The following is a 22,300-nucleotide window of genomic DNA, read 5'->3' as shown; positions in this document are numbered from 1 at the left end:
TGGAATATAGAAAGTTAAACGCAGCATAAAAAATTTTCCACCCCTAGGGGTGGAAAGCAATAAAATAATACCAGAACTAGTAAACTACCAGTCCTGGTATTAGGTCCAACTTTATGGGGTCACCACATAATACTGGGGTTTTTATTATTTTTATCTAAGTAGTTATATTTTAAGAGATTGGAAAAAATATTATCGTAGTTAGACTTTATAAGTCAAATAAAACTACTTCATTGGATTCTAAGGATTTTTTTATGTCTATTATTCTTTGGTTGGAGGATCCTCGAAATCTAAGGCTTAAATCTTTTAGAGCTTCCACAAATCTTCCATCAACTAGGACGTCACACTCTTCTAAGAGTTTCTTTTTGTCCTCATTTTTTAAAATTTCTTCATAAGTATAGCCAGAGAAGATCCAAATATCCTTTTGGACTTCTTTTTTTATGTCACGAAGAACTTGTAAGAGGTCCACCTCGTTTTGGAAGGGCTCACCACCAAGAATGGTTAAGCCCTTAACTTCATCTAACTTTAAATCTTTTATAACTTCATCTGTTTCATTTCGAGTCCAAGGGTCACCAAAGTTAAAATCTTGGTACTCTTCATTAAAACAATTGTGGCACTTGTGGGTGCAGCCTGTCACAAAGATTGTGGTCCTTATGCCAGGTCCATTGGCAACATCATACTTTCTTATTTGGGCAAAGTTCATTAGATGTGAAGAACTCTTGCGTTGATTTCCTTAGTACGGCCTTCGTTCCAGAAGTTTTCTCCAAGGTAACCGCAAGTACGTCTTACTACAGTAAGGCTTGATCTGTCTGTGTTGTGGCATTGTGGGCATTCCCAGTCGCCATGGTCATTTAATTTGATTTCACCGTCAAAGCCACACTCTGCACAATAGTCTGACTTTGTGTTAAATTCTGCGTATTGGATGTTGTCGTAAATATATCTCACAATTGTTTCTAGGGCTTCTAGGTTGTGGCTCATGTTTGGAATTTCTACATAAGATATGCAGCCACCAGTTGATTTGTCTTGGAACTTAGCTTCGAAGTTGAACTTTTCAAAGGCAGAAATTTCTTCACGAACGTCAACGTGGAAGGAGTTGATGTAGTAGCCCTTGTCTGTAACATTTTCTATGATGCCAAATCTTTCTCTGTCTATGTTGGCAAATCTTTGTGTAAGTGACTCAGCTGGTGTTGCGTAAAGAGTGAATTTAATTCCATATTCTTTAGTCCACTTATTAACAGCATCGTTAAGGGCATCCATAATTCTCATGGCAAAGTCGTAACCCTTCTTGTCTGTGTGGCTTACTCCCTTAATAAGCATAGTTGCTTCGTAGATTCCAATGTAGCCAAGGGAAACTGTTGAGTAGCCATTTAAAAGAAGGGGAGCAATTGATTCGTGCTTGCCAAGTCTTGCTATGGCACCATGTTGCCAGTGAATTGGAGATGAATCACTTGTTACCTTCTTTAGGTGTTCGTAACGCAATAGACCAACCCTCTTAACAAGGTCTAGTCTTTTTTCCAGGATTTCAAAGAATTTTTCCTCGCTTCCTCCTGCAAGAATTCCTATTTGAGGAAGGTTTATAGAGCAAGCGCCCATGTTAAATCTTCCTTCAAACTTGTAGTTGCCCTTTTGGTCCTTATATGGTGGAAGGAAGGCCCTGCATCCCATTGGAGAAAATACGTTGCCTTCGTAGTTGGCACGCATCTTCTTGGCAGAAATGTAGTCAGGGTACATCCTCTTGGCAGTACATCTAATTGCAAGAGATGTTAAATAATAATATTTTGAGTCCTTGTTTATGTTGTTTTCATCAAGAACATAAATTAGCTTAGGGAAGGCTGGTGTAACATAAACACCTGCGTCATTTTTGATTCCTTGAATTCTTTGCTTTAATATTTCTTCTATTATCATTGCAACTTCATCAACATATTGGTCGTCGTCTTCGAGCCACATAAATAAAGTAACGAAAGGTGCTTGACCGTTAGAAGTCATCAAAGTATTTATTTGATATTGAATTGTTTGGATTCCACTTTCAAGGTCCTTCTTAGTCATTTGATTTGCCATTTTTTCAGCAAGTTCAATATCACCAAGAGTATCAAGGGCAAGAGAAAGATTCTTTTCGTAAGATCTTCTTAGGTACTTGCCAAGACAGGAAATATTAATACTTTGGCCCCCATATTGGTTTGAGGCAATTTGGGCAATGATTTGTGTCATAACATTGCAGGCAACTTGGAAGGACTTTGGAGTTTCAATCATCTTACCATTAACAACAGTTCCATTGTCAAGCATATCCTTCATATTAACAAGACAGCAGTTGAAAATTGGTTGGATGAAGTAGTCCATGTCATGGATGTGGATGGCGCCAGAATCGTGAGCTTCGACTAAGTCGGCTGGGATCATTTTTCTCTTGGCTATATCTTTAGAAACTTCTCCAGCTATTAGGTCTCTTTGAGTAGAGGCAATAACGGCGTTCTTGTTGGAGTTCTCATCCATTAGGTCCTCATTAGTTTCGTTTAATAGACCAAGTATGTCCTCGTCAGTAGTATTTTGTTCACGCTTGTATTGTTGAACTGACTTGTAAGATTCGTAAGCCCTAGCAGTAGCTGGGTTGTCGTTTTGAATCAAACGATAATAAACTTCTCCCTCAATGTCATAGATTGATAGGGGAAGGTCCTTTGAGTTGGCAAGTTCTTCGATTTCCTTGGCGATTTCAAGAGCTTGGTCCTCAATGTAGACACCGGAACTTGAGTGCATAGCTTTTTCAATAGCGATTACAATTTTGTCCCTGTCGAAGGCAACCTTCTCGCCATTTCTCTTAATAACTTCTGGCATTTTTTCCATATCTCCTTTTATATAATTTATTTATTTTCTCTCTTTAATACAGATAAAATTATACTACATATAGTATATGAAAACCACAAGGAAAATATATATTGTGGTGATTATTGTAAAATATTTAAAAGTCAAGTCCCTTGGAGAAGAATTTGCTGAAAAAATTTTTTCTCTTTGATATAATCGACCTAGATTAGGAGGACCTATGTTAAAAATATTTACAGACGTATTAGATCCCTTCTTGTGGGGACTCTTTCCAATAATTAGAAAATTTGAAAGGAAATATAAAAACTTTTCCTATGAATTTGTCATGGGAGGACTGATTGGTAACTACGAAGAATTTTTGCCAAAGAACTTCAGGGACAAAAACTCAGTAGGTCTTGGGAACCAAATCCTCTTTGATATGTATAGGGCAAGTGGAACCCTGACTCACATGCCAGGCTTTGAAACTTCACCAGACCTCTTCACAAAGGACTACAAGTCATCCTATCCCTTGGACAAGTACTTCATATCAGTAGAAGAAATGAATAAGGACCTAGCCAGGGACTACATGAGAAAAATTTTGGAAGAAGCCATAGTCTTTCAGAAAAATATATTCAAATTCGAAGTTCAAAAAGAAATCTTAGAAGGCTTTGGCTTAGACTACGATGAATTTTTATTTAATTACGAGAACTCTCACGATTTATTTTTACAAGACAGGATGGAGTCCTTTGACTACAGGATAAAAAAACTTCCAGGCTTTTTGATCACAAAAAATCATAGAGTCTTGCAAAACATAATGGACTTCTCAAGAGTAGAAGAATTTTTCTTAGAGAACCTAGACCTAGAAGAGAGAGAAGAAGACTTAAGCGACGAAGAAAAAATTTTGGACTACATAAGGTCCTACGACCTCGTCTTAAAAGATGAAATAAAAATTGTTTTTAAAGAAGAAAATATCTTAGAAGACCTTATAAGAGATGGGAAAGTTAAGATAAGAAAAATAAATTCCTTTGAGATAGTAGAAATAATTTAAAATTTGTAGACAAGGCACTAAGTTGGTGCCTTTTTTTCTGCATAAATTTATTATATTTGTTATAATATTGCCGGAGACGGTATTATTTTTATAAACCGTACTTAAATATTTATAATTAAATATTTCTCCAAAATAAATTTTTAAGGAGAGAATGATGAAGGTACTAAGAAATGTACAAGAAGCTTTGGAATTTACTAAAGGAAATTACCAAAAGTCTGTGGGTTTGGTTCCTACTATGGGATTTTTGCATGCAGGTCACAGGTCACTTATGGATGAGGCGAGAAAGAACAACGACGTCGTAATCGTGTCTATTTTTGTAAATCCAACTCAATTTGGACCTGGCGAAGACTATGAATCTTACCCAAGAGATGAAGAAAGAGATTTTAAACTCTGTGAAGAGGCTGGAGTTGATGCAGTTTTCACACCAGACCCTGTGGAGTTTTATCAAAATCACAAAACTTATGTAACTATCGAAGATTTAAAGGACAACTTATGTGGCAAGACTCGCCCAATTCACTTTAGGGGAGTTTTAACTGTCTTAACAAAGTTATTTCACATCTTTAGACCTACTAGAGCCTACTTTGGCAGGAAGGACGCCCAACAATTTTTAATTGTTAAGAAGGCTGTCAAGGATTTGAATTTTGGAATCGAAATTGTTCCTTGCCCAATTAAGAGGGAAGAGGATGGCCTTGCAATTTCATCAAGAAATGTTTACTTGTCTGATGAAGAGAGAAGGGCGGCACCAGTTCTTCATAGGGCCCTAGAAAAGGGTAGGGCTGTTATGACAAAGGGAATGAAGGCTGAAGACTTAATTAAGATTATTGAAGATGAAATAAAAACCGAAGAACTTGCTGACATTGAGTATGTTCAAGTTGTTGACACAGATGAGATAAGGGACATGGACGTCATTGAAAGGGACTGCCTTGTTGCCCTTGCTGTTAGGTTTGGCACAACCAGACTTATAGACAACTTTTTCTTCGAGGTGTGAATTGCTTAAAAAGATTTCACTTTATATAGAAAAATACTTGATCTTAATTATCATGCTACTTTCTGCTACTGCCTTAAGGTATCCAGATGCCTTTAAGGGAATGACAAATTATACAGCCCTGTTCTTGGCAGCGGCAATGTTTGGCATGGGAACTAGCATAGAAGTTGAGGACTTTAAAAATCTTTTAAAAGTGCCAAAACTTATTTTTTTGGGAGCTATTTGCCAGTACACAATTATGCCCCTCTTGGCACTTTTCTTATCAGTGATTTTTAAATTGCCAAAGGACATAAGCCTTGGGGTCATCCTCGTTGGGGCTTGCCCTGGTGGAACTGCTTCCAATGTATTGAGCCACATAGCTGAAGGCGACCTTGCCTACTCTGTTTTATTAACAGTTGCTTCAACTTTACTTGCGCCAATTATGACGCCACTTCTTGTCTATATGATGGCAGGATCTCTTGTTGAAGTTTCTTTTATGGCGATGTTTATGTCTATTGTCAAGGTAATTGTATTACCAGTAGGACTTGGAATTGTTTCCAAGGCTCTTTTAAGAGAAAGAATTAAGAAGGTTGACTTTGTCTTCCCACTTATTTCTTCTATGGCAATTGCCCTTATTATTGCAGCCATTGTTGGACTCAACGCAGAAAAAATTATGACTTCAGGACTTTTAGTCTTTGGAGTAGTTATTATCCACAACATTTTGGGACTTGGTTTTGGACTTGGACTTGGAAAATTAATGGGACTTGACTACGACAAGCAGTCAACTCTTTCCATAGAAGTTGGCACACAAAACTCAGGTCTTGCAGTAGTTCTTGCAAACACAAACTTTGCAATGAATCCACTTGCGGCCTTGCCAGGAGCAATTTTCTCAGTAGTTCAAAACCTAATTGGTTCAATTTTTGCCCATTATAGGGAAAGCCAAAGGGAAAAGAAATTAGAAGAAGTTGAATTAAATATATAAAAATAAAACCAAGGTTTTAGGTAAAACTAAGACCTTGGTTTTTTGCTTGCGATTTTTTACTTTTCGTGGACTCTCTTGCAAGTCATGTGCTGGATGTTAAGGGAAAAGACTAGGGCGTTTTTAAAACTTCTCTCCATAACTTCATTTATTTCTTCTATTGATGGGAAATATCTTGAAGCAAGTTCAATTAATTTTTTGGCAGCAAGGTCCCTGTCCTCTATGATTTCAATTTCTCCAAAGGCTACTATGCTTTTAAGATAGTAGGACCAACCATTGTCTGAAAGCTCTTGGTCTCCATAGGTCACGAAGCAGGACTTATTATTCTTCTTGATGCAGTCAAGCTTGTAGCCACTCTTGGCTCCGTGAAAATAAATTTTATTTTCTTCCTCGTCATATAAAAAATTTATGGGAAGGGCATAGGGGTAGCCATCTTCGCCATTTAAAGATAGGACTCCTCTTTTATTTTTTTTAAGCAAGCTTTTAGCTTCTTCAAGGGGAAGCTCTTGCTTTATTCTTCTCATTTCTCTAAACATACTCCACCTCTATTTTAATTATAGCAAATTTTTTCTATCATAAATCTAAATAAAAATGATGTTATAATTAGCCTATGGATAAATTATACAATATTTTCAAAAATATAAAATTCTCTAGGGATGGAGAAATTGAAGAAAAGATTTACGAAGATGAAGGGGTAAAAGTTTTTAGGACTATGTCCCTTGATCAAGTCACAGGTTTTTATGACCAAGATGACCTTGAGATTGTCTTCTTGTTAAAGGGAAAGGCACAAATAGAATATGAAGATGGGAGGAGACTTGACTTAGGAGAAGGAGACAGCCTGGCAATAAGACCCCACGAGATCCACAGAGTTTCTTGGCAGGAGAAGGCAGTTTGGCTATGTATTTTTAAGAAGTAGGAATTTATTGGTAATTAGAAAAAACTTATGACTTTGTAAAAATTTATGAGCTTATAAAAATTTGTTAAGTCATAGAAATTTGCAAGCGTGAAAATTATTGTTTTAATTTAGAAATTTTATTTTTCTAATGTTACATTTTAAAATTAAGTAATAAAAAAAGCACCTACTCTCATAGATGCTAAAATTTAATTTTTTCTTTCTTCAATGAGTTTATTATACTCCTCTTCTAGTTTTTTTCTTTCCTCCTTAGATATCTCCATTGCTAGTCTAGAACTTATGGAAGATATTCTAAAATCAAGTAAAAAACTATCGCTATCCTTGCTACTCGTTGTTTTCTCTTTTTTATTTTTGTATTGTGATAAACTACCTTTAAAATTTTTGATTCTTTTATCTTCTATAATCAAAAGAGTATCTGCTAGGTTATTTATAAACTCCTCATCATGGCTTACAAATATAAATGGTCTATCATAAGATTTCAATAGATTTTCTAAACTTTCTATAGCATTTATATCTAAAAAGTTTGTCGGTTCATCAAAAATAAGATAATTAAAATCAGAAGTTAATATTTTAGCCAATTTTACCTTGGCTTTTTCTCCATCGCTTAATACGCTTATAATCTTGTATACATCGTCAGTCTTAAATCCTAATCTTGCAAGAACAATTCTTGTCATTGTTTCATCATAAATAGATGTATTTAATACATTTGCTAGGATATCAGCATCTTCTTCTAAAATATCACTCATTTGACTAAAATAACCTATTTTAAGATTTGGATGCACCCATACATTTTCTTGATTGAGAATCATGTTTAATAGGGTGGTTTTTCCACTTCCATTTTCTCCTATAAGAGCTGTTTTAGAATTATTTTTTATTTGAAAGTTGGATTTTTCAAATAAAATCTTATTTCCAAACTCTTTATTTAGCTTTTCTCCTCTTATCAAGATTTTTGAGTGAAGTTGTTTATTATCTGGAATGGATAGTTGTATTTCTGTTTCTTCTTTAGGTTTTTCTTTTACTTCTAGTTGATCTATTCTGGATTCTACAGATTTTACTTGTTTATCTAGTTTTTTCTTGTTTTCTTGACCGCCCATCTTATGGAGCCTTGCTTCTGAGTTTCCCATCCTTTTAGGCGTGGTTCTTACTTTTGATGATTGTTCTTTTATATTGCTAGCTAAATTTTCAAGTCTTCTTTTTTCTTTTATAAAATTTGAATACTCTTTTTCTTTAAACTTAAATCTTTTCTCTCTTTCTTCAAGATAAAATTTGTAGTCTCCATTATATTCTTCAATTTTTCCGTTCTTTAATTCTAAAATCTTTTTACAAGTTCTATTAATGAAATCACGATCATGCGAAATTAGAAGATATCCAACTTTTTTTGAATTTAGCTTTCCTATAAGTTCTTCCTTTTGCTTTAAGTCTAAGTGAGATGTAGGCTCGTCGATTAATAGAAATTTAAAACTATCTGATAATAGGTCTGTGAGCTTTAATCTTTGTTCTTCGCCTGGACTATAGTTGTCATTAGCCCTTAACTGTGATTTAGAGTAGATTTCATCAGAAAAGCACTTGCCTTTACTATTATAATTTAATAAATAACCCAGTTCTCTTTCAACTCTTACTTGACCAGTATAGTCTTTATCTAAGCCTAATATTATTCTTAAAAAAGTAGTTTTACCCGTACCATTTTCTCCTATTAAGGCTATCTTTTCGTTTTTATTTATTGATAAACTATCAATTTCAAATAGCTTTCTATCTGGTAAAGTTTTTATTAAGTCTTGTATATATATCATAAATCCTCCTAAGTTTTTGTGAGAGGATTTCTTTTCCTCTCTTAGTTATTTAGAAAACTATTTGTATTAATCATTTATCTGTACCTCCTAATACTATTTTTATAATAGATACCCAATTCAGAATACTATAAGCCCTTTGCCATAATAACCCGATTCACTTGTGTATTTACCACATCTTATTGCCCTATCAAGGGTCATGATTCTAGTAATAACTCTCTCTATCTTTTAGTTCTTCATTTTATTACATTTTTTCAAAATTACATAAGAAGATTTAAAGATATGATTATATTTTAAAAAACTTATCAAAACGTCTTAAGTTAAGTAATGAATACACAAAAATAGGGAAGAGATAAGACTCTTCCCTAAATTTATTTTTTATAATCTTATTTATTTCTCAAAAATTCGTCGATAGACTTTGCGGCATTTTTACCAGCACCCATGGCAAGGATTACTGTTGCAGATCCTGTAACTGCATCACCACCGGCAAAGATTTCTTGGCGAGATGTTTGTGACTCTTCATTTACAATTATGCCACCCCATTTTTCTATGTCAAGATTCTTTGTTGTGGAAGAAATTAGTGGGTTTGGATTTGTTCCAAGAGCCATGATAATTGTTTGGAAGGCCTCTTCATAGTCGCTACCTTCTACAGCAACTGGTCTTCTCCTACCAGATGCATCAGGTTCTCCAAGTTCGTTTCTCACACACTTCATTCCCTTAACCCAGCCCTCATCATCTCCAAGGATTTCAACTGGAGCAGTTAGCATTTCAAACTTAATGCCCTCTTCCTTGGCGTGGTGAACTTCTTCAGTTCTTGCAGGAAGTTCCTTTTCAGTACGTCTGTAGACAATAGAAACATCAGCCCCAAGTCTTTTTGCAACTCTTGCGGCATCCATGGCAACATTGCCGCCGCCAATAACTGCAACTTTTTCTCCAACGTTAACTGGAGTGTCGTACTCTTCATCAAAGGATCTCATTAGGTTGTTTCTAGTCAAGAATTCGTTGGCTGAATAAACTCCATTTAGGTTTTCACCAGGTATGTTCATAAACTTAGGTAGACCGGCACCTGATCCAATAAAGACTGCTTCAAAACCATCCTTGATTAGGTCGTCTATGGTTTCAGTCCTTCCTATTACAAAGTTGTTTTCAAATTTAACTCCAAGCTTTTTAATATTTTCAACTTCGTATTCAACGACTTCGTCGGGAAGTCTAAATTCTGGAATACCGTAAATTAATACTCCGCCAGATTGTTGGAGGGCTTCAAAAACCGTTACATCGTAGCCCATTTTTGCAAGTTCACCTGCACAAGTAAGACCAGCTGGACCTGCTCCGACTATTGCAACCTTCTTGTCAATCTTTCTGATGTCAGCATTTTCTTGGACTTGATGACGTCTTGCATAGTCAGCGGCAAATCTTTCAAGCTTACCAATGGAAACTGCGTCGCCCCTATTTAAGAGGACACACCTTTCTTCGCATTGAGATTCTTGTGGACAAACCCTACCGCAAACTGCTGGAAGGGAAGTGTAAAGGGAAAGAACCTTGTAGGCTTGCTCGAAGTTGCCACTTGCGATTTCCTTTATGAATCCAGGGATGTCAATGGAAACTGGGCAGCCTCCAACGCAGCCAGGTTTTTTACAGTTTAGACATCTTGAAGCTTCGGTGGCTGCTTCTTCAGCAGTGTAGCCAAGGCAAACTTCTTTAAAGTTTTTGTTTCTCTCATCAGGTGCTTGTTCAGCAATTGGAACTTTTTTAAACCTGTCTTCAGCTTTTTTAATAACAAGGCCCTTATCATCTTTTGAAGAAGTCTCAGCTAGGTGGTCAGACACTGCGAGGTCCATTGTACAATGGTGGTCAGCTATTGCGTGAGTCTTCTTGTTGTCTACATATTGTCTTTGCCTCTTCATGGCAGAATCAAAGTCCACTAGGTGACCGTCAAATTCTGGTCCATCAACGCAGGCAAATTTTGTTTTTCCATCTATAGAAACACGGCAGGCACCACACATACCAGTTCCATCAACCATAATTGGGTTTAGGGACACTGTTGTTGGAAGGTCGTATTTCTTAGTAGTTTGGCAGACAAACTTCATCATTATCATAGGTCCAATGGAAACAACTTGGTCGTAATGTTTCTTTTCATTTTCCACAAGGTCTACAATCTTGTCTGTTACAAGACCCTTAAAGCCATAGGATCCGTCATCGGTTGCTATGTATAGGTTGTCGCAAACGGACTTTAATTCATCTTCAAGAATTACAAATTCTTTGGACTTTGCTCCAATGATTATGTCGCAGTGAAGACCCTTTTCTTTAAAAAATTTAGCTTGAGGATAAACTGGTGCAGTACCAACACCACCAGCTACGAATAAGTATCTCTTGTCCTTTAAGTCTTCTAGGTCTATATAATAAAAATCTGATGCGTGACCAAGGGGTCCAACAAAGTCCTTAAAGCTTTCGCCTTCTTCAAAGCTTGCGATTTTCTTTGTAGATTCACCAGAAGCTTGGACTACTATTTGAACGCTACCTCGATTTATGTCGTAATCAGAAATAGTTAGGGGGATTCTCTCGGAATATTTGTCGGCAATTAAAATAATAAATTGACCTGGTTTTGCAGAGGCTGCAATCTTAGGTGCATATATGTCAAATAAAAATATATTTGGTGCAAGTTCTTTTTTTCTTAAAATTTTTGGCAAAATAATCACACTCCAAGTCTATTATAGCATAAGGGTAATAAGAGGTGAGAGAGAAATTTAATATAATAAGATTATTTATTTAATTTATACTTTCTTCAAATGTGAAAAAATATTTACTAATGTGTAAATTTCAAGTATATTATTAATAAGGTGATTGAAATGAGAAAATTTTCAAAAGAAATAAAAAAAGTCGTGATTAAGGTTGGATCTTCTTCCATCACTCACGACAATGGAAAAATAAATTTACAAAAAATCGACGAGCTCTGTTTTGAAATTGCAAACCTAAAGAACCAAGGCTATGATGTTGTACTTGTTTCATCGGGTGCCATTGCAGCAGGTCGTGCGAAGTTAAATCTAAAAGAAAGGCCAAGGGAAACTTCGGACAAGCAAGCTGCAGCAGCAGTGGGTCAAGTTGCCCTTACAAATATTTACGACAGGTCTCTTGTGTCCTATGGTTACAACTCTGCCCAAGTCCTCCTCACAAGGACAATAGAAGTGGACGAGGAGATGAGAATTAATGCAGAGAATACCTTTGAGAAACTCTTGGGTATGAATGTAATTCCAATAATAAACGAGAATGACACAATTTCAACCTATGAAATTAAATTTGGGGACAACGACACTCTATCAGCAGTTATTGCAAGGATGATTAAGGCAGACCTACTTATTATGCTGACTGACATCGAGGGACTTTACACAGATGACCCAAGAAAGAATCCTGATGCAAAAATTATCCACGAGGTTACAGACATTAATGAGGTTGAAGGTATGGCAAAGGAAACTGAATCCAATGTTGGAACTGGAGGTATGTACACCAAGATAAAGGCTGCCAAGCTTGCCATAGAAAAGGACATAGAAGTTGTTATTGGATCAGGAGAAAAGATGAAGATCATAAGAGATATAGTTAAAGGAGAAGAAATTGGAACATACTTTAAGTGTTAAGGAAATGGGGAAGATCGCAAAGGAAGCTTCCTATAAGTTAAAAAAATTAAAAACTAAGGAAAAGAATGCCATGCTTCTTGAAATCAAGAAGGCCCTCTTAAGCCAAAAGGAAAATATTTTAAGAGCCAATGAAGAGGACATCAAGAAGGGCAGGGAAAATAATATGCCAGAAGGACTAATTGATAGACTTCTCTTAACTGATGAGAGGCTTGAAGGTATGGCAAAGTCTATTGACGAGGTCATCGACTTTAAAGACCCAGTGGGCAAGGTCTTATCAATGGAAGAAAACTATGCAGGACTTTTAATTGGCAAGAAGACTGTTCCAATGGGAGTTATTGCCATAATTTATGAATCAAGACCTAATGTAACACTTGATGCAGCAATTTTATCTCTAAAGGCTTCAAGTGCCATTATACTTCGTGGAGGTAAGGAGTCCATCAAGTCCAACATAGCCATAGCAGACGCCATTAGACTTGGAATAAAAAATGCTGGCTACGATGAGAACTTTGTTCAAATCGTTAAGGACACATCAAGGGAGTCTTCAAAGGAATTGATGCAACTAAAGGGTTATGTTGACTTGCTATTGCCAAGAGGATCAGCTTCACTTATTAACTCAGTAGTTGAAAATGCCAAGGTGCCTGTGATTGAAACGGGAGTTGGCAATTGTCACATATATGTAGATGAAGATGCCGATATTGAAATTGCTGTAAAAATTATTGAAAATGCAAAGACTCAAAGAATTGGAGTTTGTAATGCAGTGGAATCTCTTGTCTTAAATAAGAATTTACCAGATAAGTTCTTTGACTTATTTAATGAAGTAGTAGAAAAATATAAGATCAAAGTCCACGCTGATGAAGCAGCTCTTCCTAAGATAAAAAATGCTGTGAAGGCAGAAGAAGATGACTACGGCAGAGAATACTTGGACTACGAAATTTCTGTTAAGACAGTTGATGATGTCGACGAAGCTATTGCCCACATCACAAAATATTCAACAGGTCACTCAGAGTCCATCTTGACAGAGTCCTATGAGAGGGCGATGAAGTTCCTAGAAGAAGTTGACTCAGCCTGCGTTTATGTAAATGCCTCAACAAGGTTCACAGATGGAGGAGAGTTTGGCAAGGGAGCAGAGCTTGGCATCTCAACACAAAAACTTCACGCAAGGGGACCAGTGGGACTTGATGAACTTGTGAGCTACAAGTATGTAATCTTTGGCCATGGGGAATACAGGAAATAAAATTTAATGATTAGAAAGTTTAAGGGAATGCTCTTTTTATTGGACTAAGCAATAAAGGGGGCATTTTTTTAGAATATATTTATAGATTTAAAAAATATTTTGCATCATGGCACTTAAAATTTAAATGTACTTAAACATTTTATGCAGTTTATCTTAAGTAAAAATTAATAAAGCTTTTCTGATTATAGAATTAGTACATACAATAGTAATAAAAATGTTTTCATTAAAGGTTAATGTAAATTAAAACAAAGTATATTTGATAGGAATTTAGTTAGTAAGAACTTAGTTTATGTTTAGGCATTAATCAAAAATAAAAAATGGATTAAAGTATCTTAAATTTTGATATAAATACGAATATTATTACGAATTAAAAACGAACTAATAATTTAATCAGATAAAAAGATAAAATAGAAACATATAAGTCTGGTAAAATTCCGATAAGAAAAATATAATAATAAAAAACAAAATAAAATAACAAAATAAAAAAACAAACTACTTTAAAAAATGAAAACCTTTTGATATAATTAAATCACAAAAAAATATAGAGAGGTGATATTTATGACAATTGAAATGGATATGATCCAAACGATTGGTCTAGCAGTAATACTACTGCTAATTGGTAGGTACATAAGAAGTAAGGTTTACTTCTTCCAAAAATTTGCAATTCCAGCACCAGTAATTGGTGGATTCTTATTTGCAATTATTCACTTAGTATTAAGATTGACAGAAACAGCAGCATTCGAGTTTGATACAACATTGCAATCATTCTTTATGACAATCTTCTTTACAAGTATAGGTTTTGGAGCAAGTATAAAAATTCTTAAACTTGGTGGACCTATGGTAATTAAATTCTTAATTATTGCCAGTGTACTATGTGTACTACAAAATATTTTAGCTGTAGCATTAGCAGGACCTGTAGGAGTAGAACCAGGACTTGCACTTATGACAGGATCAACTCCTATGACAGGGGGACACGGAACAAGTGCTGGTATTGCACCACTTGTTGAAGCAGCTGGTATTACTGGAGCAGAAACTGTAGCTTATTCAGCAGCAACATTTGGATTGGTAATGGGATCATTAATGGGTGGTCCATTAGCTAACAAAATTATCCTTAAAAACAATCTTGTTGAAAAGAAAAAAATGGAACAAGAAGTTGTTGTTGACGAATCTATCTTAAAAGAAGAAAACAAAATTTTAGATGGTAAGAAAGTTCAATTAGGATTCCTTGCTATTATAGTTGCTATGGGAATCGGTGTTTACATTTCAGGATTCTTGAATGCAGAAATTGCGAAATTCACTGACAAAGCTGCACTTCCAATTTATATTGGACCAATGATACTTGGTATTCTTTTCAGAGCTATTTCTGATAAGCATAACAATTTCTTACCTAATGAAGAAATTGCTATTGCTGGAGAACTTGGACTTAACTTATTCTTAGCTATGGCTTTAATGACATTGAAATTATGGCAATTAGTTGACCTTGCAGTTCCAATGTTAATCCTATTAGCAGCTCAAACAGTATTAATGGCTATATTTGCTTACTTCATTACATTTAAACTTATGGGTAACAACTATGATGCAGCAGTTATCGCCGGCGGACACTGTGGATTTGGTATGGGTGCAACACCTAATGGTGTAGCAAACATGGAATCTATTTGTGATAAATTCGTTTATTCAAAGATGGCATTCTTCGTTCTACCAATTGTAGGTGGTATGTTCATCGACTTTACAAATGTATTTATTATCACAGTATTCTTAGGAATATTTGCTTAGTAAAAAATTTAAGAAGCACCAGATTATATCTGGTGCTTTTTTATTAAAATGAATTAATTTTTTAGATTTATTTATTAAGAAACAACTATTAATAATTATTATAAGAGTATTAAATTATTCATAAAAATTTATCTTGTTAAGATTAATTAAAAAAGAAATTTAGAATTATAAAAATTAACTAAAATTTTAAAAGGAGATTATCATAATGAAAAAAAATGCTCCAATAGGAGTTTTTGATAGTGGTGTAGGTGGACTCTCTGTATTAAAGGAGTTATTAAAAGTATTCCCAGAAGAAAATTTCAAATATATTGGAGATACTTTGAGAATGCCTTATGGAGTTAGAAGTCCTGAAGATGTTAAGAACTCAACTTTTGAGTGTTTAGATTTTCTTGCAAAAGTAGGAGCTAAGGGGGCAATTATTGCTTGTAATACAGCAACTTGCTATGGTCTCGAAAATGCACAAGAAAAATTAGATATACCAGTAGTAGGAGTTGTTGAACCAGCTTGTAGTTATGCATCATTAGTTACAGAAAATAATAAGGTTGCACTTATAGCTACTGAAGGAACAGTGAAGTCAAAGGTTTATGATGAAACAATAAAAAAATTTAACAAAGATATAATTTTAAAAGGAGTTGGAGCTCCACAATTAGTTTTAGATGTTGAAAATGGAAATTTAGAAAATGATATAGTTGAAAAAACAATCACTGGGTACTTAGGACAATTGGGAGATTTTGACTACGATACACTTATCTTAGGTTGTACACATTTTCCACTTGCTAGGAAGGCTTTCGAAAGAATTTTTGAAAAACAAAATAGGAAAGTCAAATTAGTAGATCCAGCAAATAGAACAGCTATAGCAATAAAAGAAATTTTAGAAAAAGATGATTTATTAAATCAAGAAAAAAATCCTAAGATTGAATTTTTCTCAACAAATGATATTGAAAAATTTAAGGCAACTGTAAAAAATGTCATTGATACAGAAAATGAAGAAACTTTTGAAGAAATAAAACTATAAATACATTATTTTTAGAATTAAGATTAAATTTTTGTGAGACTCCTTAAGAGAGTCTCTCTTTTGTCTGCAAAAAATTTCTGCTAGAGATTTACTCCCCAACAGATATTATAGAGCCTTTATATTTGAAAGTCAGGGAAAACTGTATGCATTAAAGAAATGTGTTTTTGTTAATAAAAATATTTTCGTGAATATAAATAAATGAGTGAGTTAATAAATATAGTAAGATAGGAGTTAATATGAGTACAAAAAAAGGAATAAAATATTTCTTATTTATAGTTCTTTTTATCGATTTATTGATAGGAATTACTTTTAAATATTTTTATAAAGTAGATAATACAGGGGTTATAACACTTGTTATTAGTTTAGTTCCTGCATTTATTGCAATTTTATTAGAAAAAGATTTTAAGTTAAAAGATTTATCTAAAGATAAATTTAGTTTGATATATTCTTTATACTTCATAATATTTATATTTTTTTACATATTGTCATTCTTTTCAGAAAAAGTTTTAAATAATATAAATTTTGTTGTGTATTTAGGTTGGCTAATTAGTCTTTATGTATTAACGATAGATGATAAAAGATTAAGAGGAAAATTTAATTTTGCTTTATTTCTTAAATGGGCTTTTATTGTAATTATAATAGATATATTTAGATTGGGAATATTAAATTTTTATTTTCAACCAGAAGTTGATTTTTCTGATCTTTTTAATCGATTAGCTGGGGCCTTTACAGTAGGATTATTGACTGCAACCTTTAATTTAATATTTACTATGGGAGAAGAATATGGTTGGAGATATTTTTCACAAACAAGACTTCAATCATTGTATAGTAATAGAATAGGAGTTTTGTTAACTGGTCTTATGTGGGGCTTGTCTCATTTTCCCTTATATTGTATGGTATTTTATTCTGGAATAGAAGGTCTCTATGCAGGTATAGAAATTACTGTATTTTGTATTGCCATTGGGATAGTACTTGGACTCATCTACATGGAGAGTAGAAGCGTTATTATGGTAACCTTCATCCATCTTTTGCACAATATGTTTATGGCTAATCTCACGAGTGCAGAATACAATCAAGATTTTATTTTTACAAAAGAATTTTTACTTGTATCTGTAATAATTAATATAGTTATTTATACTCCATTTTTATTAAATAAAAAGTATAAATGAATTTTAACTTGAATTAAAAAAGTTGTTCATTCTTTATAGATAATGACAAAATTGTTGTATTCAGGTAATTAATTATTATAATCATATTTTTTGTGAATTTGTTATTATAAAGAGTTAAAATTTGGTGGTTTTAGAAAAACAACAAAGTTCTAAATATTAAATATAAAATCCTTTATGGAGTTTTGACAAATATTTCTACACCAAATTCAGCATACACAATTTTAAAGACTGTTGGACTTAGGATGATATTCGCAGTTATCTTTGTTCCAGGCTAGGTGAGATATGAAATTAGAATAATATAAAGGATTATAGACAATCCTTTTGGCATCAACTTGGTAATTATTCATAGAGAAATTAAAAAAATTAAATGAAATGCCTATGGTAAGTGAAGTGGAAATTATCACTTGTGTAAAAGGTAATTCAAAAATTTTTGATGATTGGATAGATGAAAGTTAAAAAGCAAGTTTTAAGAATAATAAAACTTTACAAGGGTAGGAGTCTATTGTAAAATGATTCTCTAACAAAAAATAAGGGGGAAGATTGTGGAAAGATTTAATCACAAAAATTTACAAAAACTCCAAATTTTAAATGGAGCCCAGCTAAAGTATATTGCCTTTGGATCCATGTTAATTGATCACATAAATAAGGCCTTAATTTGGCCCAACTTAGAGGGAGGCGGAGGCTTATCACTTATTAGCTCTATCTTTGATGTAATAGGACGTATTGCCTTCCCTTTGTTTTCCTTCTTTGTAGTGGAAGGATTCTTTAGGACACATGACAAGAAAAAATATTTGTTAAACTTAATAATTTTTGCTTTTATATCAGAAGTTCCCTATGATATGTTTTCATCAAAAGTCATATTAGAGTTTAGGCTTAACAATGTATTGTTTTCACTTGCCCTGTCCCTAATTACCATTTGGATCCTAGATGAATTTAGGAAGAGATACGAGGATAAGCTTGGAAAGTTTTGGCTCCTAATTTCTATTCCACTTTTAATTATTATGTATTTTGTATCCAACATTGTATCAGGAGACTATGACTTTCATGCAATTATTACAGCCTTTGTTTTCTATTTACTCTACAACCGACCAGTGGCTGGAGCATTTATTGCCTATCTTACAATAATAAAAGAGGTTTGGTCCATCTTGGGCTTTGGACTTACAATCTTATACAATGGAGAGAAGGGAAGGCAAAATAAAATTTTTAATTATTTGTTTTATCCAGTCCATCTATTAATACTGGGACTTTTAAGATTTTATTTTAATATTTAAGGAGGCAGGCTTGCCTCTTTTTTATTTTAATTTTGATATGCAATTGAAAAAGCTTGTGAAGACACGTCTTATAATATAGGCGGAAGTCATTTTAAAATCTTTTAACTTTAAGTAAATATACAAGGGTTTTCCAAGGTCTTTTTTAAAGAAAAGTGCTAATTAGGTCAAGCTCGTAAATGACCTTGAAAAAGATAAGGATTTCATCTAAAATATAAGTGTAACGAAGTACATAAAATTTTAAGGAGGATGTAAATGAAAGCGTTAATGGTAGATTATATGTCAGACCTAATTGACAAAGGACTTGAAGAAAGAGGTATTGAACTTGATAAGGTTATGCTTCCTACTTCAGAAAAATTAGCAGAAATTATTGAACCTTATGATTTCCTATTCATGAGAGTTGACCCATTCATCAACAAGGAAGTTCTTGATGCTGCTAAAAACTTAAAGGCAATTTTTGTTGGTTCAACAGGAACTAACCACATTGACCTTGAATATGCAAAGGAAAAAAATATTCCAGTTAAAAACTCTCCAGGACAAAATGCAAATGCAGTTGCTGAACTTGTTTTTGCTAAGGCTCTTGACCTATACAGAAACTCTGTACAAGCTCAAAACGAAGTTAAGAGTGGAATCTGGAACAAATATAGATGGATTGGTAGAGAACTTAGAAACAAGACTCTAGGAATTTGTGGTTTTGGTGCAATCGGAAGAAGAGTTGCTGAAATCGCTAATGTATTCCATATGGACGTTCTTGCTTATGACCCATTCCTAAAGCCATCAGACATTAAAGTTGATTATGTTAAACTAGTTGATTTCGACGAAATCGTTAAAAACTCTGACATTATCACTCTTCACATGCCACTAACTCCAGACACTAAGGATCTTTTCTCAGCAAAAGAATTCGAAAAGATGAAAGATGGAGCTTGCATTATCAATGCTGCACGTGGTGGAATTGTTAACGAAGATGACCTATATGACTACATCAAGAATGGCAAACTAGGCGGAGCAAACTTAGATACACTTTCTAACGAACTTGGCTCTGGCGGACTTGACACTCAAGATGTTCCAGTACAAAGTAAATTATTCGAACTTGACAGACTTTATGTAACTCCACACATTGGTGGATCAACAATTGATGCTCAAGACGATATTGGAAATGTAATCTTAAGAAACTTTGATGAACTTTTCGGAAAATAAAAATAAATAAAATTTAAATTTTTAAGACTGCTTGCTTAGGTGAGCAGTCTTTTTTTCTTGCAACTAAATAGACTTTGTTGACAGGGAAAATGATTAAGGATAAAGTTTAATTAAGTAAATCATATAATCTTATAAAGTGAATCATAAGAGCTTATAAAGCAAAAATTTTCAAGAAATAAAGAGGAGGTCTTGTATGGAGGACTACTATTCATTTGTGATTTTATTTTTTGTTCTTATTGGAATAATTTTGATCTACAACTTCTATGTGAAGAAGAGAAATGAAAAATTTTTAAGGCAAGAGATAATAAAGAACTTCGGAAGAGTTCATTCCAAAATCTTCAAGGGTAAAATTAATGGACTACATAAGAGGCTTGGGGGAAATGTTAGCGACATCACTGCCAATGACCTAAACCTTGATGAAATTTTAGAAAAGATGAACCACTCTATGTCGAAAATGGGACTAGAATATTTTTACTACAGACTTAGGGATTTGATTTTAGATAAGGATGAGCTTATAAGACTTCAAGAGAAGAGAAAAATTTATAAAGACAGGGAAGAAGATCTTGAGGACTTACAATTTCAACTAGGAAGACTTGGTTACTTTAAGGAAGATGTACTTGACCTAGTGGAAGAAGAAATTAAAATTCAAAGAGAGATTGATCTTGCTGCAAAGATTTTTTCTTTTACTGCACTTTACATCTTGATTTTATTTATGACTTTAAGGGCTCAGGCAATTTTATTTATTTTTGCTCTCTTGGCAACTAACGTCTTTATCTACAAAAAATTTAATGAGATGACTTCTGGAAAGTTAGATGCCTTAGTTAGGCTCAAAGGTCTTCTCAATGTATCAGAAGGCATGCTTAAGAATAAAAGCCAAGTCTTCAAAGAAGAAATTAAGGAAATAGAAAGTATTTTAAAAGGGCTTGCTCCCTTAAAGCGAAGCTTGAGGTCCTTTGGATTCTTGACTGGCAACATGGAGATGGACTTCGCAGAAACTTACAAGAATATTTTATTTTTGTCAGAGGCAAGGAGCTTTTCAAAAACTCAAAAATATTTTAAAGTATGCAAGGGCGAAATCTTTAGACTTTATTACCTCTTGGGAAAAATCGACTGCGAGATAGGAATTATTTCTCTATCAAAGGCCTACGAGACTGGAGAAGTAAGATTTGGAAATAAAATTGTGGGAAAAAATCTCTACAATCCTTTGATAAGAAATCCAGTTCCCAATGATCTTGACTTGGAGAAGTCAATTATCTTAACAGGATCAAACGCATCAGGCAAGTCGACTTATCTTAGGACTCTTGGAATAAACGTGGTTTTTGCCCTTAGCTTTGGAATGTTTTTTGGAGATGAATTTGAAGTCAAGCCAATGAAAATTACTTCAGCCATAGATATCAGTGACTCAATAATGAAAAACCTCTCTTACTTTATGGCAGAGTCCAAGGCAATTGGCGAAATGATAGCAGATGATAGCGAAAAAATAATTTTGCTAGACGAAATCTTTAGGGGAACGAACACCATTGATAGGATTGCATCAGCCACTGCAACTTTAAAATACTTGGCAAAGAATAATCACGTCATAGCAGCAACCCACGACATAGAACTTACAATTCTTTTAAAAGATTTATTTGTTAACAAGCACTTTGAAGAAAAGATAGAAGAAGGCGACATAAAGTTCGACTATCTCCTAAAGGATGGACCAGCCACAAGTAGGAACGCAATTGCAATCTTGGATAACTTAAATTATCCAAGAGAGATAATAGAAGAAGCAAAAAATCTTTCAAGAGAGATGGAAGAAAAATAAATTTTAAGATGATACTTAGGTAAATTTTTACCTAAGTAATTTTTTTGCCTTTAATACTTGATTTTTATCCTTTATACTATTAATATGTGAGAAAATGTTTTTGTGGATTGTGGGGGAAAGATGAGAATTTATTTTACTAGACACGGGGAGACTGAGTGGAACAAGCTTGGAATCATCCAGGGACAATTGGACTCTGCATTAACTTCTGAGGGGATTGAGATGGGTAAGAGACTTGGAAAGATGTCTAAGGACCTTCACTTTGACAAGGTCTATTCATCTGATCTTGGTCGTGCCTATGACACTGCAAGGTTAATTTGCCCTGACAGGGAAATTATTAAGACGCCCCTTCTTCGAGAAATTGATGTTGGGACTTGGTCAGGCAAAAAAATCAAGGACGTCAAAGTAAATGATGAGGTCCTTTACAAAAAATATTTTGAAGATCCAAAAAATTATGAGAGACCTGATGGAGAAAGCATCTATGACCTTAGGGCTAGGGTGGAAAAATTTTTTGAGGAAGCAATTTATCCAGAGAAAGATGAAAATATCCTTATTGTGACTCATGGTGTTACCATTGTTGCCATTTATTCTCTCATGGAAGGGATTCCTCTTGAAGATTTTTGGTCCAACAGGGTAAGACGAAATGGCGAATTTAATATAGCAGACTATAAAGATGGGAGTTTTAAAATTATTAGGAAGGCTCCTAAGAATCCAGTGGACTCAATTTGAGGTGATA

The 22,300-nt window shown here is 34.0% G+C and carries 18 protein-coding genes; 13 read left to right on the top strand and 5 right to left on the bottom strand.

Features of this window, described 5'->3' with window-relative positions; all coding sequences use genetic code 11:
* Positions 1-205: 205 nt before the first annotated feature.
* Together nrdG and nrdD are read right to left on the bottom strand one after the other, a co-directional pair.
* Complete coding sequence (nrdG, locus tag CAN42_RS01445; RefSeq protein ID WP_085875231.1) at positions 206-700, bottom strand: anaerobic ribonucleoside-triphosphate reductase activating protein; 495 nt, start codon at positions 698-700, stop codon at positions 206-208.
* The gene (gene nrdD / locus CAN42_RS01440; protein WP_085875236.1) at positions 700-2,823 is read right to left on the bottom strand and encodes an anaerobic ribonucleoside-triphosphate reductase; all 2,124 of its coding nucleotides are present in this window, start codon (positions 2,821-2,823) and stop codon (positions 700-702) included. Before nrdD ends, nrdG begins: the two co-directional genes overlap by 1 nt.
* Before the next feature lie 205 nt (positions 2,824-3,028).
* Here nrdD and CAN42_RS01435 point away from each other — a divergent pair, with 205 nt between their 5' ends.
* The 3 genes from CAN42_RS01435 (at position 3,029) to CAN42_RS01425 (ending at position 5,781) form a co-directional block, all read left to right on the top strand.
* Entirely contained in the window at positions 3,029-3,835 is an 807-nt protein-coding gene (locus CAN42_RS01435; RefSeq protein ID WP_085875230.1) for a thioredoxin domain-containing protein, read from the top strand.
* A gap of 154 nt (positions 3,836-3,989) precedes the next feature.
* Entirely contained in the window at positions 3,990-4,823 is an 834-nt protein-coding gene (gene panC, locus CAN42_RS01430; RefSeq protein WP_085875229.1) for a pantoate--beta-alanine ligase, read from the top strand.
* Position 4,824: 1 nt separating this feature from the next.
* A complete protein-coding gene (locus tag CAN42_RS01425; protein ID WP_209019188.1) occupies positions 4,825-5,781 on the top strand; it encodes a bile acid:sodium symporter family protein in 957 nt (318 codons plus the stop codon).
* A 56-nt stretch (positions 5,782-5,837) separates the two neighbouring features.
* On the opposite strand, the gene CAN42_RS01420 is transcribed toward CAN42_RS01425, so the two are convergent.
* Positions 5,838-6,314 carry a pyridoxamine 5'-phosphate oxidase family protein gene (locus CAN42_RS01420; protein WP_085875228.1) on the bottom strand — a complete coding sequence of 159 codons (477 nt, stop codon included), beginning with the start codon at positions 6,312-6,314 and terminating at the stop codon, positions 5,838-5,840.
* 74 nt (positions 6,315-6,388) lie between these two features.
* Here CAN42_RS01420 and CAN42_RS01415 point away from each other — a divergent pair, with 74 nt between their 5' ends.
* Entirely contained in the window at positions 6,389-6,694 is a 306-nt protein-coding gene (locus CAN42_RS01415) for a cupin domain-containing protein (protein ID WP_085875227.1), read from the top strand.
* 185 nt (positions 6,695-6,879) lie between these two features.
* Here CAN42_RS01415 and abc-f read toward each other — a convergent pair whose 3' ends face one another.
* The gene (abc-f, locus tag CAN42_RS01410; protein WP_085875226.1) at positions 6,880-8,481 is read right to left on the bottom strand and encodes a ribosomal protection-like ABC-F family protein; all 1,602 of its coding nucleotides are present in this window, start codon (positions 8,479-8,481) and stop codon (positions 6,880-6,882) included.
* A 383-nt stretch (positions 8,482-8,864) separates the two neighbouring features.
* Positions 8,865-11,165 (bottom strand): bifunctional dihydroorotate dehydrogenase B NAD binding subunit/NADPH-dependent glutamate synthase, encoded by a 2,301-nt coding sequence (locus CAN42_RS01405; protein WP_085875225.1) that lies wholly within the window; start codon positions 11,163-11,165, stop codon positions 8,865-8,867.
* Between the two features lie 159 nt (positions 11,166-11,324).
* On the opposite strand from CAN42_RS01405, the gene proB reads away from it, so the two are divergent.
* From proB to CAN42_RS01360, 9 genes are all read left to right on the top strand, one after another.
* Positions 11,325-12,107 (top strand): glutamate 5-kinase, encoded by a 783-nt coding sequence (proB, locus tag CAN42_RS01400; RefSeq protein WP_085875224.1) that lies wholly within the window; start codon positions 11,325-11,327, stop codon positions 12,105-12,107.
* Positions 12,085-13,341, top strand: a complete 1,257-nt coding sequence (locus CAN42_RS01395) for a glutamate-5-semialdehyde dehydrogenase (RefSeq protein ID WP_085875223.1) — start codon at positions 12,085-12,087, stop codon at positions 13,339-13,341. Before proB ends, CAN42_RS01395 begins: the two co-directional genes overlap by 23 nt.
* Before the next feature lie 558 nt (positions 13,342-13,899).
* Complete coding sequence (gene gltS, locus CAN42_RS01390; RefSeq protein WP_062571474.1) at positions 13,900-15,114, top strand: sodium/glutamate symporter; 1,215 nt, start codon at positions 13,900-13,902, stop codon at positions 15,112-15,114.
* 205 nt (positions 15,115-15,319) lie between these two features.
* Complete coding sequence (murI, locus tag CAN42_RS01385) at positions 15,320-16,129, top strand: glutamate racemase (protein WP_085875222.1); 810 nt, start codon at positions 15,320-15,322, stop codon at positions 16,127-16,129.
* A 236-nt stretch (positions 16,130-16,365) separates the two neighbouring features.
* Positions 16,366-17,298 carry a CPBP family intramembrane glutamic endopeptidase gene (locus CAN42_RS01380; RefSeq protein WP_085875221.1) on the top strand — a complete coding sequence of 311 codons (933 nt, stop codon included), beginning with the start codon at positions 16,366-16,368 and terminating at the stop codon, positions 17,296-17,298.
* Positions 17,299-17,840: 542 nt separating this feature from the next.
* Positions 17,841-18,569 (top strand): TraX family protein, encoded by a 729-nt coding sequence (locus CAN42_RS01375; protein ID WP_085875220.1) that lies wholly within the window; start codon positions 17,841-17,843, stop codon positions 18,567-18,569.
* Positions 18,570-18,821: 252 nt separating this feature from the next.
* Complete coding sequence (locus CAN42_RS01370; protein ID WP_085875219.1) at positions 18,822-19,763, top strand: D-2-hydroxyacid dehydrogenase; 942 nt, start codon at positions 18,822-18,824, stop codon at positions 19,761-19,763.
* A gap of 193 nt (positions 19,764-19,956) precedes the next feature.
* Positions 19,957-21,567: a MutS-related protein gene (locus CAN42_RS01365; protein WP_085875218.1), complete on the top strand. Its 1,611-nt coding sequence runs from the start codon at positions 19,957-19,959 to the stop codon at positions 21,565-21,567.
* Between the two features lie 120 nt (positions 21,568-21,687).
* Complete coding sequence (locus tag CAN42_RS01360; RefSeq protein ID WP_085875217.1) at positions 21,688-22,293, top strand: histidine phosphatase family protein; 606 nt, start codon at positions 21,688-21,690, stop codon at positions 22,291-22,293.
* Positions 22,294-22,300 lie beyond the last annotated feature (7 nt).

Origin of the sequence: Peptoniphilus vaginalis (genome assembly GCF_900176605.1) — a bacterium.
Lineage (GTDB): Bacteria > Bacillota > Clostridia > Tissierellales > Peptoniphilaceae > Peptoniphilus_A > Peptoniphilus_A vaginalis.
This window is presented reverse-complemented; position numbering and strand designations above follow the sequence as displayed.